Here is a 13,293-nt window from a genome sequence, read left to right as displayed (position 1 = left end):
CTTAGTGCGCAACGGCGGCAGCGGCGGCTTCGTCGATCAGTCGGCCGGTGGTGAAACGTTCGAGCGTGAACGGCGCGTTGATCGGATGCGGTTCGTCCTTGGCGACGGTCCAGGCCAGTGTATGTGCCGCACCCGGTGTCGCCTTGAACCCGCCCGTGCCCCAGCCGCAATTAACATAGAGGCCCTTGACCGGGGTCTTGCCGAGAATGGCCGAACGGTCCGGCGTCACGTCGACAATGCCGCCCCATTTGCGCAGCATGCGCATCCGGTTGAAGATCGGGAACACCTCGCAGATTGCAGCCACTGTGTGTTCAATCAGCGGCAGGCCACCGCGCTGCGAATAGCTGGTGTATTGGTCGGTGCCCGAGCCGATCACCAGCTCGCCCTTGTCGGATTGGCTGATATAAGCGTGCACGGTGTTGGACATCACGACACAAGGGAAAACCGGTTTGATCGGCTCGGACACAAGCGCCTGCAGCGGGTAGCTTTCAAGAGGCATCCGCACACCTGCGCTGTCCATGACAACCGACGTATGACCGGCAGCAGAGACCGCGACCTTCTTGGCCTTGATAAAGCCCTTGGCGGTATCAACACCCTCGACCGAGCCATCGGCCCCGCGCCGGATCGCGATGACCGGGCAGTTCTGGATGATATCCACGCCACGTTTCGCCGCAGCGCGTGCATAGCCCCAGGCGACCGCATCATGACGTGCTGTGCCTGCGCGCTTCTGCAACGCTGCGCCCATGACGGGGTAGCGCGCGTCAGGCGAGATGTTCAACGGCGGGCAGAATTCTTTTGCCTGCTTTGGAGTCAGCCACTGGTTATCCACGCCATTCAGACGGTTGGCGTGGATGTGACGCTGGAAGGATTGCACGTCATGCACGTTGTGCGCCAGCATCATCACGCCGCGCTTGGAATACATGACGTTGTAATTCAGCTCGGTCGACAGGTTTTCCCACAGGTCGAGCGCATGATCATACAGCTTCGCGCTTTCATCATAGAGGTAATTCGAGCGGATGATCGTCGTGTTGCGCCCGGTGTTGCCACCGCCAAGCCAACCCTTCTCGATCACCGCGACATTGGTGATGCCGTGTTCCTTGGCAAGGTAATACGCAGCGCCCAGACCATGCCCCCCCGCACCGACGATGATCACATCGTATTCGTCTTTGGGCTGTTTGTCGGGCCATTGCTCGGGCCAATTCTTGTGCCCGCTCAGCGCGTTCTTAAGCAGCGAAAAGCCGGAAAAATGGGTCATATCTGGAAGCCTCGAATCTAGTGGGAAGCGGTCTCTTTTGAAAATCTCACATCATTTAACTGGATCATTGTATTTTTGCGCCAAATGCATAGTATATTTGCGTCTGAACACACTTGTTGGAGAGGTCGAGATGGCCCCTAAACCCGTTTTGAAAGTTGGGTTCATCCTGGCACGGCAATTTACCTTGTCAGCTTTCGCAAATTTCGCCGACATTCTACGATTAGCGGCAGATGAAGGAGACCGTTCGCGCCCGATCCGATGTTCCTGGCGCGTTGTGTCTGCAACGATGAACCCGGTTGTTTCTAGTTGCGGGATACCTGTGCAGCCTGATGAACGCCTCGGTGACCCGGAGAAGTTCGACTATGTTGTCGTTGTCGGGGGATTGATTCCTGCAATCGAAGAGCTCAATGCGGACTACATTGCGTATCTTAGCCGCGCGGCCGAAGCCAACGTGCCGATTGTCGGCGTTTGCACTGGCGCGTTCATTCTTCACAAGGCGGGGTTGATGGAGGGGTATCGCTGTTGCGTCAGTTGGTTCCATCACAATGATTTCCTCGAGCAGTTCGAGGGCCTCATTCCGGTTTCTGATCAGATATTTGTCGTTGACCGCAATCGGCTGACTTGCTCAGGCGGTGCAAGCTCAGCCCACCTTGCGGCCTATCTGGTGGATCGGCACATCGGACAGGCGGCGGCGCGAAAAAGCTTGAACATCATGATCATCGAGGAAGCTAAGACCCCGGAAAATCCTCAGCCGGGTCTGCCAATAGGGTTTGTCACTTCGGACAAGTTGGTAAGAAAGGCTTTGCATCTGATCCGGCAGAACGTTGCCACGCCAATGACAGTCGATCAACTTGCAAAACGCCTAAGAGTCAGTCGCCGCATGCTCGAACGCCACTTCGGTGAGGCTTTGCGGATGTCACCAGCGGAAGTCGGCACTTCGGTTCGACTGAATGTGGCGCGCCATCTTCTGAGCGATACCGATCAGACCGTCACCCATATCGCCGCAGCCACGGGTTTTTGCGATGCATCGCATTTCAGCAAGGTATTCCGAACCCGTGAAGGCGATCCCCCCGAGATCTGGAGACAAAAAAATCGCGCAAATGACACGCGAAATCTGATGGCTTGACAGGGTACTGTGCGTCGAGCTCGACCTTGCGGCTTTTCATTCTTCTGCTGATCAAGCCGCTTTGACGGCTGAATTCGACATTGGCTACGCGGTCCAATATCGTCGTCGTGGGCGGGTGACCCACCCGCCCACGACGTACTTTCTTAGTTCGTTTCGCCCGTAACCGCGGATTTCTCTGCCTTGTGTTCGAGCGACAAGCAGCGAATGATGGCGATGCACATGAGCACCATGATCAATGAGAACGGCAAGGCTGCAATGATCGCCGCCGTCTGCAAAGTGCTCAGCGCAGCGCTGCCGCCTGCTACCAACAAGACCGCTGCCACGACTCCTTCGAACGTGCCCCAGATGACCCGATGACGATACATTGGGTGCTCATTGCCTTCACTGAGGATCGTCGCCACGACCAGCGTTCCAGAGTCCGAGGACGTCACAAAATAGGTGGTCACCAGGATTGTGCCGAGCACACCGGCCAGTATGCCGATCGCACCAACCTCCATGGCCTCGAAGGTTGCGAAAAGCGCCATGGAAACATTCGCACTCACGGCGTCGGATACGCCGCCTGGCCCAAAGAGCTCCGCCCAAAGTGCCGTGCCGCCATAGGCCACGATCCAGACGAAGGACAACAGTGAGGAAACTCCGACAACACCGAAAATGAACTCACGAACAGTCCGGCCCCGCGATACACGCGCAACAAACACACCGACAAAGGGGGCCCAGGACATCCACCAACCCCAATAAAAGGTGGTCCACCAGCCCTGCCACATATCGCTCCAACGGGTTCCTTCGGCGGGTACACTTTCGACATAGACGTTGAACTTGAACAGGTTCATCACATACGACAGCGTGGCATCCCCAAGACTGACCAGAAGATAACGCGTCGGGCCCCACGTGAAGAAGAAAACCAGAAGGATGATTGTCAACCACATGTTGACCTGCGACAACCACTTGATGCCCCGGTCCAGGCCCGAAAGAACCGAACACAACGCGACAGCGGTGATCGCGGCAATCAGGACAAGCTGGACCGTCTCCGAAATCGGAACATCCCAGATATGGTTCAGACCGGCGTTAATCTGCGTCACGCCCAGCCCGAGCGAGGTGGCGATGCCGAAAATGGTCGCGAAGACCGCAATCACGTCGATCGCAACACCGAGCGATCCTTCGACCCGATCACCAAACAGCGGGTAAAGCGTATAACGTATCCCAAGCGGTTTCTTCAGCCGGTAGCTGACAAGGCAAAGAGCAAGCGCGACGATGCAATAGATTGCCCAGGCGTTGAGACCCCAGTGGAAGAAGGAGACTTGGAGCGCCATATCCGCGGCCGCTTCGGTTCCTCTTTCGTCACCAAATGGCGTCCCGCCGGAATGATGAAACATCGGCTCAGCGATCGACCAGAAAATGATGCCGATGCCCTGCCCCGCGGCATAGAGCATGGCGAACCAAGTGAAGTAGCTGTATTTCGGTCGCTCATCCGCATCCCCAAGCCGCAGAGCACCATATTTGCTCACGGCAATCGCGATCAGGAAAACAAGAAAAATTCCTGCCAGAACGACGTACCACCAATTAAAGAAGAACGTCACGAACGTCCGGGCTGAGTCAATCCAGTCTGCCGAACTTGCAGGAAAAGCAAGTACCAGAAAAACAAAGAGCAACACGACGCCCGCCGAAATCAGGGAGGAATATGGGTTTACCCCGCGGAACACTCCAGATCGAATTTGCATGATAATCGCCCTCCATTGGTTGACGGCATTGTTTCCGCACGCGCTATTCTCCGCCGCGCGCCGGTGTCGTCCTTAATTCACTTGTTCTCTCCAGGCAGCACGTGGCAGCTGTCAGGTGCCCAATGCAAAATGACTTTTGAGCCAGCGTGCAGGTTGAGCAACGACAGTTCATCATGGCTTTTCTGAACCTTCAGTTCCCGGCCTTCTTCCGTCTCAAGAAAGACCATCGCCGTTCCGCCAATGAATTCCTCGCCCGCGACGCTGGCTTCGATGCCGGATTGACCGCTGCCAGGCAGGCTCAGCTGCATGTTCTCGGCGCTCACAATAAAGGTCACTTTGGTGCCTTCGTTGGCGCTCGGTAGTTCACCTTTTGACAAGATCGTCTCTCCGCCATCATAGGCGACCTGCCAGCCATCTGCACCGGCGGGGCCCTTCACCACTCCGTCGAATATGTTGGCCGAGCCCAGAAACTCAGCGACAAAACGATTGTATGGTTCGCGATAGATCTCTTCCGGAGTACCGATCTGTTCGATCTGCCCCCGGCTCATGATAACCACGCGATCGGCCATGGAAAACGCCTCGGACATCGAATGTGTCACGTAGACGAAGGTGATCCCCAGGTCCTTTTGCAGATTTGACAGGACCGCCTGCATCCGCACCTTGAGATGTGCATCCAGCGCGGACAGAGGTTCGTCCAACAACAGGATTTTGGGTTCTGTCACAAGCGCTCGAGCCAAAGCCACACGTTGCTTCTGGCCGCCGGACAACTGATTGATGTTGCGAGTCGCAAACTCCGTGATCTGCATCTTCTCGAGCCACTTTTCCGCGCGCTGGCGGCGTTCCTCTTTGCCAACACCCCGCATCTTTAGCGCGAACTCCACGTTTTCCTGAACTGTCAGAAACGGAAACAATGCCAAGGATTGCCAGACCATGGGTGTATCACGATCCCAGGTCGCTTTGCCGTTCACCTTTTCGCCGTCTAGGTAGATCGCGCCTTCGGTCGGGTCTTCCAATCCAGCCAGCATCCGCAGAGTCGTGGTCTTGCCACATCCGGATGATCCCATGATGGCCAGGAATTCGCCACGACCGATCTCGAAATCGGCCTTCTCAACTGCGGTGAAGTCACCGAACCGTTTGACGACGTTGTCGAACTTCACAATTGCTTCTGAATGCTGTTCCATTTGCGAATTTGCAGTCATTATTTCTTGTCCTCCGGGCTGCGCAGCAGAAGCTGGGCCAAAATGATCAGCGTCATTGAGCTGATGAAAGCGAGAGAGCCGATAGCGTTAATACGAGGGCTGACCTGACCTTGCAGGAAGCCAAGAATTTTCACCGGTAGCGTTTCATTCAGGCCCGACACGAACCAAGCGACCGCGAATTCGTCGAACGACACCGCCATCGTGATGAACAGTGCGGCAAAGATCGCCGGTTTGGCGAAGGGGATGATAACGTAGCGAAGCGTTTGCCACTGGTTGCCGCCCATGTTCCAAGAGGCCGCCTCCAGGTCGGGATCCATTTGGGACAACCGCAACCGGATGATCGCCATTGCAAACGGGCTGCACATCACCCCGTGGGCGATGATGACCGAGATGGTTGAACCCGACAAGTTCACGCGGCTCAAAAAAGCCAGCATAGCCAGGCCCATGATCACAACCGGAATCGTCGGAGGCAGAAGAGCGAGCGCGAGGTAGAGGGATTTACCGGTGAAGTTGTAACGGAAGTCCGTGTACGCGCCGCCAAAGCCCAGCAATGTCGCGATGACGGCGACCGTCAGACCCACAACAACTGTATTGGCAAAGCCCTGCCAGACCAGGGGATCTTCCCAGATCAAACGGTACCATTCGGTCGAGAATTCGCCCAACGGCAGCGACGGGAACCGGTCGGAGTTGAGTGAGAACACAAAGCTTCCGGCGATCGGGGCAAAGATGAACAGCAAGCAAAGTGCGATATGCAACTTCAACAAACCGTTGATGATGCGGTTTTCGTTCCCCATCTTATTTCCCCCGCTCTTTGTAGGCATAGGTGATCGCCGCGAACGCCGCAGTGAGCAACGTGACGATCATCATGATTGCGACGACTGCAGCACGCGGCCATTGCTGGCCGGATTTGGTAAAGTCAGTTATCATGATCGACAGCGTCGGAGGGTTGCCGCCACCCAGATAGAGCGGGCTTACGAAGTCACCGAAGCTGAGGATGAAGGCGAAAAGCGCCGCGATGACGAGGCCTACCTTGGCCGAAGGCACAATCACGGCGAAAACGGTCCGCAGCCTCCCGCAACGCAGGTTGTGCGCCGCTTCGATCAGGTCTCGGTTCACGAAGTTGAGGCTGAATGTCTGCAGCAGAATGACCAATGGCAGCGTCAGCGTGATCATGCCCACGATGACGCCGAAGGTATTGTTCAACATGAGGAATGGCCCAAGTCCCAGGTATCCCAATGCGGCGTTTACAATGCCCGCGTCTGACAGAAAGACCTGCAGCGAATAGACCCTTACGAGATAGCTGGTGAAAAACGGGATGATCAGGATGAAGATCATCCAACGCTTGGCTTTATCACTCATCTTGAATGAGATCGCATAAGACGCCGGAAATGCGATCGCGCTGGTGATCGCCGCCGCTGCGGTGGCAAGAACTATGGTGCGGAAATACGCGTCCCAGAACACGCCACGCGTCAGCACGCGCTCCCAGTTGCCGAAGTTCAGGTCCGGTTGCATCTGAAAGTTGCGCACCGTCCAGAAGCTGATCGCCAACAGAAACAGGAGCGGGAAAAGAAAGAACAACAACTGCCAGAGCAGCAGTGGCATTGACAAGATCAATGAAAAAAATGTGGGGCGCTTGGTCATATCAGATCCCGTTGCTCGGCGGCCGGACTGTTGTTGGGGCGCAAGTGTTGCATGCGCCCCAATTTGCTTGCGCTTTACGCGCCCTTGTAGTCGGACCAGAAGTCGTTCCAGTCTTCGAGGCTTTGCTGGATCGGAAGCTGGCGATACTGAATGAGACCCTCGCGGATCATGTCCATCGCATTGCGCTCGGTGAGAACCATATTTTGGCGCTTGGCTTCGGCAGCGTTTGTTTCATTCAATACGACCCAGCCTTTTTTGGAAGGCACCATTGCAGGATAGGCCGCCATGTCAGCGGATTTGGCCTGGCCTTCCGGCGAAGTAATCCACTGGATCCACTTCTTGGCCATCTCCTGTTTCTGCGAGCCCTTACCGATCGAGAAGCTCTCGGTCCATTGCAGACCGCCCTCTTTCGGGATGACGCTGCGCACCGGGCTGCCGTTCTTCTCAAGCGTGCCCGTGATCCAGTCACCGATCCCGGCGAAGGCCAGCATCTGGCCGTTGTCGAGCGATGAGAAGGTGCCACCATAGTCAAAGAACCCGCCGGCCTGACGACGCAGACCCATCGTGTGCTCCTTCACTTTCTCCCAAGCCGCCTCATCGATGTCGTAAGGCGATGGGTTGCCGACATGCAGGCTCATCTGGCCGAGGTTGGGCAGATGCCAGTCGAAATGGCCGAGCTTGCCGGTCACCCGTTCGTCCGCGAACAGATCGTAGCTGGACGCCTCTTCTTCCGAGAACGCATCGGTGTTATAGGCCACGCCCAGGAACCCGAAACGCGTGATGACGGAATAGAGTTTGTCGTCCTGCCAATGGCCGGGGAACTTCTGGAACTCGGGGAAGAAGTCGTCGAACGCGTAGTCAGCCGGATCGAGCTCTTCGATGTAGCCCGCGGCATTCAGCTGCTGCACATATTCGGCATCCGACAGGATCACGTCGAAGGTGCCGGGAGGCGACTGGGCGATCAGACCCAGCATATTGTCGCCGCCGGTGTAGTACTTCGGCACGAATTTGACGTTGTTGGCCTCTTCGAATTCGCCAACGATATCGGGCTCTGCGTGGCCGTACCAAGCAAGCATCGATAGTTCTGTCGTTTGCGCCGCCGCACGAATGGACAGGAAAGGCGTGGCCAGGGCCGCTGCGCCGGTCATCTTCAATAGGCTGCGACGGCTGGGCCGGATCAGATTGGTAGACATTTGGTTTCTCCTTGTTGGGATCATTTTTGGGACGGTATCGTCAGCTTGCATTCGCCTGAGCGGGGGTCTTGCCAAACTCGTTTTCGAGCGCCTCGACGATCCCTCTGGTGCAGACATCCAACAGGATATCGCCCTTCTCGGCGGTGGCTTCTTTTGGCGACGACAGGGTACCGCTAGCCGGCGTCCATTCCGGTTTGGCTGGATAGACGTCATAGGGTGGGAAGGTCGCCGGTGCGTGCTCCACCGCGTCCTGAAGTGACACCAGATCAGGATGCAGGCGCAACATGAGCGACGTCTCCAGAACACCGCCATGTTCGATATCCCATCCAAGGAAGCCGTTCGGGTACAGTTTCTCGATCGACGCCTGATCCACAAAGTCCCAATAGGACAGGACCACGACCTTGACGTCGTGAATATCGGCCCAGCCCAATTCACGCAGTGCGAGGTCAATCGCTTCTGTGATGAACCAGGAGTTCTCGAAATGGCCATTCACTATGCACAGGTTCCGAACGCCATGACGAACGAACTCCTTGACCACGTCCTTGAGCGCGTTCACGAGGCTTGCGCCATCCAGGCTGGTCGTACCGGGGAAGAAGTTTCCGCCGCCAGATTTCTGGTGCGATTTGTATCCATATGTGAAGGGTGGCGCGACGAGGGCACCGACTCTTTTGGCCGCGCGGCGGGCGAATTCGGTCGGCAAGAGCACATCGACATGCATCGGCATGTGATGCCCATGCTGTTCCATTGATCCAAGCGGGATCAAAACAGGCACATCGCCATTCTGCACCCTTTTTTGGTAGTCGGGCCAGGGCATTTCGGCGGCGAAAACGGTTGAATGTGGCATTGCACCCCCTGCATCTAAAGATCGTCAGACCCTAGGACAACTTGCGTTCTTCAAAAAATTCATAGTAACAATGCTTAAATAAGGATTGTTAATGATGCGCAAATTTACAAATCTGCAAACTGACCTGTTGCGGACCTTCGTGACCGTAGCCGACTTGCGTAACTACACCGAAACAGGGAATGTTCTCGGCCGGACTCAGCCGGCGATTTCGCTGCAGATCAAACGCCTTGAGGACGTCGCCGGCTGCAAACTCATCGAGCTCAAAGGCAAAAAGGTTGAGTTGACACCGGACGGGCAGACCCTTCTGAGCTACGCGCGAGAGATGTTGCGTCTCAATGATCGTGCGGTTGCCAACCTGCAGCAAGCGGCCTTCCTTGGTACACTCCGGATTGGACTTCCGGTGGACTACTCGATCGAGTTCTTCCAAAGCATCATTGCCAGATTTTCCCACGAAAATCCGGCGGTCTCATTAGACATCAGGTGTGACTTCAGTAATGAACTTCTATCGACCCTTCATGTTGACGATCTGGACATGACGATCGCCATAACGGATACGATGCCCGCTCCTCATGTCTCCATCTATTGGTCCGAACGCCCTGTCTGGGCCTGCGCGCGCGAATTTCAAATCGACCCGGACCAACCGCTCAGGATTATTGCGCATCCTGATGGCTGCTTCTACCGGAAACGCATGATCGACGCGCTGACTTCCGAAGGGCGAGATTGGCGCGTGTCGTTCGAAAGCCTTGGCGTCTCTGCCCTCCAAAAAGCTGTTCTGGACGGCATGGGCGTGACCGCGCTGACAAAAAAGACATTGATGCCCGGGATGCGGGTGCTCACTCCAAGTGACGGCTTCCCACAGCTCTCAAACATCCATATCGGACTGTTCTACAAGCACATAAAGATGTCGGACGCGGCACTCAAACTGATTGAACAGATCACGGAAGAGGTGTCGACTTTCCGCTTGCCGACGCGCGCTCGCGCCGGATGATGAATGTGCGACCAAGTGAATTTGCGATCTTTATGATAGGATGATTTCAATTAATTTTTGATTGCGACTCCACACTGCTACGCAGGTACGAACACTGTTAGCAGAAAGGGAATTCGACCATGGACGACATGCTCCACGTTATGGAATGGCACAACGGCGAGAAGGAGTTCTCTCCTTTCTCCGACGGCGAGATGGCACGCCGTCAGAACGAGTTGCGCGACTGGATGAGCAAGAACGACGTCGATGCGTCGCTCTTCACATCCTATCACTGCATCAACTACTACAGTGGCTGGCTCTACTGCTATTTTGGCCGCAAGTACGGCATGGTCATCGACCAGAAGAACGCCACTACCATCTCCGCCGGCATCGACGGCGGTCAACCGTTTCGCCGGAGCTTTGGCGGCAACATCACCTACACCGACTGGCGCCGCGACAATTTCTATCGCGCAATCCAGCAACTGACACCTGGCGCTAAGCGCATCGGTATCGAGTTTGACCACGTGTCGCTGGAATACCGTCAGTTGTTGCAGGACGCGCTGCCAGGCGTCGAATTTGTCGATGTCGGCCAACCGTCCATGTGGATGCGGACGATCAAATCGGCAGAAGAAATCAAGCTGATCAAGGAAGGCGCGCGTGTGGCCGATGTCGGCGGGGCCGCTGTCGCCGCTGCGGTCAAGGCCGGCGTTCCCGAGCACGAGGTTGCCATTGCCAGCACCAATGCGATGATTCGCGAGATTGCCAACTCATTCCCATTCGTCGAACTGATGGACACCTGGACCTGGTTTCAGTCCGGTATCAACACCGACGGCGCACACAACCCTGTGACAAACAAGAAAGTACAGTCGGGCGAGATTCTCAGCCTCAACACCTTCCCGATGATCTTTGGCTACTATACGGCGCTGGAACGCACGCTGTTCTGCGATCATGTGGATGATGCCAGTCTCGATATCTGGGAAAAGAACGTCAAGGTCCACGAGCGTGGTCTGGAGCTGATCAAGCCCGGTGCCCGCTGCATGGACATCGCGATCGAGCTGAACGAGATGTATCGCGAGTGGGATCTGCTGAAGTACCGCTCCTTCGGTTACGGCCACAGCTTCGGCGTTCTGAGCCACTACTATGGCCGGGAAGCCGGTGTCGAACTGCGTGAAGACATCGAAACAGAGTTGAAGCCCGGCATGGTTGTCTCGATGGAACCGATGGTCATGATCCCCGAGGGTCAGCCCGGCGCCGGCGGCTACCGCGAACATGACATCCTGGTCATCAATGATGACAACTCGGTGGAAAACATCACCGGGTTCCCATTTGGCCCAGAGCACAATGTCATCAAGAACTAAGGTTCGTGCCACTGCGGTAGCGAGCAATCTTGCCATGATCAGCGCCACTTTGGCGCTGGTCGTAGCGGTAACCCTTCTGTTCCGCGAAACACAGAAGCATGGCTACACGATGATTGTGCGTGGGTCTGGCGTTCCAATCGGCATTCAACAGAATGGCAGCGACTAGTCTGTGTTGCGCAAATTGGTTGGTGTTTCGGGTCATCGTCTATTGGCGCTGATCTTCAGACTTTATTGAAACCCTTGGGACTCAGATATGGTAAAGCGCGACCAAGCTCTACAAGAGTTTCTAGACGCGGCAAAACTTGCCTATTCTACCCGCGCGCATGATCCGCACTCTGTTAGCTCCCTAAGCCAGATTTTTGCGAACTTGAAAAACCCCGCACCACAACTGGAATCAGGCAGCGGCCGACTTCCGGTGTGCCACTATCTGGAGGGTATTGCGGCGTCCTCAGCCTCGGATGCCTCCGATCTTCAACAGTTGATGAAAAAATTCATTGGCATTGAACCGGCACTGGAGTGGCGTCGCCGTAAGGGAGACTGCACAGGTGCAAGCGAGAACTTTGAGGAAAACCATGCCAATGCGATGATTGTCGGTCCCGGCGGCCTTGAGCCGCGAGAAGACGTCTGGCTAGGAGTGTCGCTGGTTGGGCCGAACGTGAGGTATCCCGATCATAGGCACACACCCGAAGAAACCTACCTTGTCATCAGTCCAGGCGACTTTCGTCAGGGGCGCAAGAAGTGGCTCCGTGTGGAAAAGGGTGAAACTTACTACAATCCGCACAATATCGTGCACTCGATGCGTTCATCCAATCTGTCAATGGCGGCGCAAAATCCGGCCACGGGGCGGAGCAAAAGTCGGCCATTCTGGGCGTGACCGGTGCCATGGCAAACGTGCTCCCCATATAGCTGACGGTTGCCAAGGCACCTTGGTCCGCGAGGACCAAACCCGGTCTTGGTTCAGGAGTTCTGCCGGGCCTTGCTTTGAGCGAGGCGGTAGCTGTCGCCATTCATCTCCAGAATGCTGACATGGTGTGTCAGGCGGTCGAGCAAAGCCCCTGTGAGGCGCTCTGATCCAAAGGTTTCGGTCCATTCGTCAAACGGTAGATTCGAGGTGATCAGAATGGAGCCGCGCTCGTAACGTTGGGAGATCAGTTCGAACAGCAGCTCAGCGCCAGTCTTGCTGAGAGGGACGAAGCCGAGTTCGTCGATGATCAGCAGCTTCTGCTTCACCAGCTGCTTCTGAAGCCGCAGGAGTTGGCGCTCGTCGCGGGCTTCCATCAACTCGTGAACGATGGCGGCGGCGTTGGTGAAGCGGACGGCTATCCCCTTTTGACAAGCGGCCAGGCCGAGACCAAGCGCCACGTGGGTCTTGCCGGTGCCGCTTGGGCCAAGCGCAATCACGTTCTCGCAGCGGTCGATCCATTCGCAACGGGCGAGCTCCAGGACCTGCATCTTGTTGAGGCTCGGGATAGCAGTGAAGTCGAAGCCGTCGAGGCTCTTGACCGCCGGGAACCGCGCCGCCTTGATCCGGCGTTCGATCATGCGCCGTTCACGGTCGATGAGCTCCAGCTCGATCAGACGGGCGAGGAACTGGACATGGTCACGCCTTTCGGCAGCACAGAGCCGCGCCTGCTTGTCGTATTCCCGAAGGATGGTCGGCAGCTTCAGCTTTTTGAGCTGGTGGTTCAACAGGATCTGCGGCGCTTCCGTCATGACGCCTGGCCCGCCGCCGTCAGGCACATGTAGCTCGCAGGGGATGTCGTCGCGACCCTGGCTCGAGGCAGGTACGGATAGCCGTCCAGATCGAGCCTCGGTGGCCGTCGTTCGACCTGGCACAGCACTAGGTGTTTCACCGCATCGAAGCTGATCGCACCCATCCGCAGCGCGGTTCGCACCGCGGCGTGAACTTCCTCCATCTCGAAGGTCTCGAGCAGCCGGAGAACCTGCACATACTCGCGCCGACCAGCCTTCAAGAGACGCGCCTCCATCAGCCGT

The 13,293-nt window shown here is 56.5% G+C and carries 12 protein-coding genes and 1 pseudogene; 4 read left to right on the top strand and 9 right to left on the bottom strand.

The window, feature by feature from the left end; genetic code table 11:
- Position 1: 1 nt before the first annotated feature.
- Positions 2-1,255 (bottom strand): sarcosine oxidase subunit beta family protein, encoded by a 1,254-nt coding sequence (locus AC2FNJ_RS16655; protein ID WP_496765805.1) that lies wholly within the window; start codon positions 1,253-1,255, stop codon positions 2-4.
- 130 nt (positions 1,256-1,385) lie between these two features.
- Here AC2FNJ_RS16655 and AC2FNJ_RS16650 point away from each other — a divergent pair, with 130 nt between their 5' ends.
- The gene (locus tag AC2FNJ_RS16650; RefSeq protein ID WP_496765804.1) at positions 1,386-2,381 is read left to right on the top strand and encodes a GlxA family transcriptional regulator; all 996 of its coding nucleotides are present in this window, start codon (positions 1,386-1,388) and stop codon (positions 2,379-2,381) included.
- A 143-nt stretch (positions 2,382-2,524) separates the two neighbouring features.
- Here AC2FNJ_RS16650 and AC2FNJ_RS16645 read toward each other — a convergent pair whose 3' ends face one another.
- The 6 genes from AC2FNJ_RS16645 to AC2FNJ_RS16620 form a co-directional block, all read right to left on the bottom strand.
- Positions 2,525-4,099: a BCCT family transporter gene (locus AC2FNJ_RS16645; protein WP_496765803.1), complete on the bottom strand. Its 1,575-nt coding sequence runs from the start codon at positions 4,097-4,099 to the stop codon at positions 2,525-2,527.
- 77 nt (positions 4,100-4,176) lie between these two features.
- On the bottom strand, positions 4,177-5,298 hold the full coding sequence (locus AC2FNJ_RS16640) for an ABC transporter ATP-binding protein (protein ID WP_496765801.1): 1,122 nt from the start codon (positions 5,296-5,298) through the stop codon (positions 4,177-4,179).
- Positions 5,298-6,092 (bottom strand): ABC transporter permease, encoded by a 795-nt coding sequence (locus AC2FNJ_RS16635; RefSeq protein ID WP_496765800.1) that lies wholly within the window; start codon positions 6,090-6,092, stop codon positions 5,298-5,300. The genes AC2FNJ_RS16640 and AC2FNJ_RS16635 overlap by 1 nt, the downstream gene beginning before the upstream one ends.
- Position 6,093: 1 nt before the next feature.
- Positions 6,094-6,939, bottom strand: a complete 846-nt coding sequence (locus AC2FNJ_RS16630; RefSeq protein WP_496765798.1) for an ABC transporter permease — start codon at positions 6,937-6,939, stop codon at positions 6,094-6,096.
- A gap of 74 nt (positions 6,940-7,013) precedes the next feature.
- Entirely contained in the window at positions 7,014-8,132 is a 1,119-nt protein-coding gene (locus AC2FNJ_RS16625; RefSeq protein WP_496765797.1) for an ABC transporter substrate-binding protein, read from the bottom strand.
- 40 nt (positions 8,133-8,172) lie between these two features.
- The gene (locus AC2FNJ_RS16620) at positions 8,173-8,976 is read right to left on the bottom strand and encodes a creatininase (RefSeq protein WP_496765795.1); all 804 of its coding nucleotides are present in this window, start codon (positions 8,974-8,976) and stop codon (positions 8,173-8,175) included.
- Between the two features lie 94 nt (positions 8,977-9,070).
- On the opposite strand from AC2FNJ_RS16620, the gene AC2FNJ_RS16615 reads away from it, so the two are divergent.
- The 3 genes from AC2FNJ_RS16615 to AC2FNJ_RS16605 all read left to right on the top strand — a co-directional run bounded on the left by AC2FNJ_RS16615 (position 9,071) and on the right by AC2FNJ_RS16605 (position 12,172).
- Positions 9,071-9,964, top strand: coding sequence for a LysR substrate-binding domain-containing protein (locus AC2FNJ_RS16615; protein ID WP_496765793.1), 894 nt, complete (start codon positions 9,071-9,073; stop codon positions 9,962-9,964).
- 119 nt (positions 9,965-10,083) lie between these two features.
- Positions 10,084-11,298, top strand: a complete 1,215-nt coding sequence (locus tag AC2FNJ_RS16610; protein ID WP_496765791.1) for a M24 family metallopeptidase — start codon at positions 10,084-10,086, stop codon at positions 11,296-11,298.
- A gap of 253 nt (positions 11,299-11,551) precedes the next feature.
- On the top strand, positions 11,552-12,172 hold the full coding sequence (locus AC2FNJ_RS16605) for a dimethylsulfonioproprionate lyase family protein (protein ID WP_496765790.1): 621 nt from the start codon (positions 11,552-11,554) through the stop codon (positions 12,170-12,172).
- Between the two features lie 83 nt (positions 12,173-12,255).
- Here AC2FNJ_RS16605 and istB read toward each other — a convergent pair whose 3' ends face one another.
- Together istB and AC2FNJ_RS16595 are read right to left on the bottom strand one after the other, a co-directional pair.
- Positions 12,256-13,011 (bottom strand): IS21-like element helper ATPase IstB, encoded by a 756-nt coding sequence (istB, locus tag AC2FNJ_RS16600; protein WP_496765788.1) that lies wholly within the window; start codon positions 13,009-13,011, stop codon positions 12,256-12,258.
- Positions 13,008-13,293: pseudogene (locus AC2FNJ_RS16595) on the bottom strand (IS21 family transposase); the annotation flags it as partial. The pseudogene AC2FNJ_RS16595 and the gene istB, both read right to left, overlap by 4 nt.

The organism is Ruegeria sp. BHSB196, assembly GCF_059613135.1.
This window is presented reverse-complemented; position numbering and strand designations above follow the sequence as displayed.

What these genes read in the sequence shown, in the direction of transcription:
- AC2FNJ_RS16655 (WP_496765805.1), bottom strand. Translation starts at nt 1,255, where the DNA reads ATGACCCATTTTTCCGGCTTTTCGCTGCTTAAGAACGCGCTGAGCGGG.
- AC2FNJ_RS16650 (WP_496765804.1), top strand. Translation starts at nt 1,386, where the DNA reads ATGGCCCCTAAACCCGTTTTGAAAGTTGGGTTCATCCTGGCACGGCAA.
- AC2FNJ_RS16645 (WP_496765803.1), bottom strand. Translation starts at nt 4,099, where the DNA reads ATGCAAATTCGATCTGGAGTGTTCCGCGGGGTAAACCCATATTCCTCC.
- AC2FNJ_RS16640 (WP_496765801.1), bottom strand. Translation starts at nt 5,298, where the DNA reads ATGACTGCAAATTCGCAAATGGAACAGCATTCAGAAGCAATTGTGAAG.
- AC2FNJ_RS16635 (WP_496765800.1), bottom strand. Translation starts at nt 6,092, where the DNA reads ATGGGGAACGAAAACCGCATCATCAACGGTTTGTTGAAGTTGCATATC.
- AC2FNJ_RS16630 (WP_496765798.1), bottom strand. Translation starts at nt 6,939, where the DNA reads ATGACCAAGCGCCCCACATTTTTTTCATTGATCTTGTCAATGCCACTG.
- AC2FNJ_RS16625 (WP_496765797.1), bottom strand. Translation starts at nt 8,132, where the DNA reads ATGTCTACCAATCTGATCCGGCCCAGCCGTCGCAGCCTATTGAAGATG.
- AC2FNJ_RS16620 (WP_496765795.1), bottom strand. Translation starts at nt 8,976, where the DNA reads ATGCCACATTCAACCGTTTTCGCCGCCGAAATGCCCTGGCCCGACTAC.
- AC2FNJ_RS16615 (WP_496765793.1), top strand. Translation starts at nt 9,071, where the DNA reads ATGCGCAAATTTACAAATCTGCAAACTGACCTGTTGCGGACCTTCGTG.
- AC2FNJ_RS16610 (WP_496765791.1), top strand. Translation starts at nt 10,084, where the DNA reads ATGGACGACATGCTCCACGTTATGGAATGGCACAACGGCGAGAAGGAG.
- AC2FNJ_RS16605 (WP_496765790.1), top strand. Translation starts at nt 11,552, where the DNA reads ATGGTAAAGCGCGACCAAGCTCTACAAGAGTTTCTAGACGCGGCAAAA.
- istB (WP_496765788.1), bottom strand. Translation starts at nt 13,011, where the DNA reads ATGACGGAAGCGCCGCAGATCCTGTTGAACCACCAGCTCAAAAAGCTG.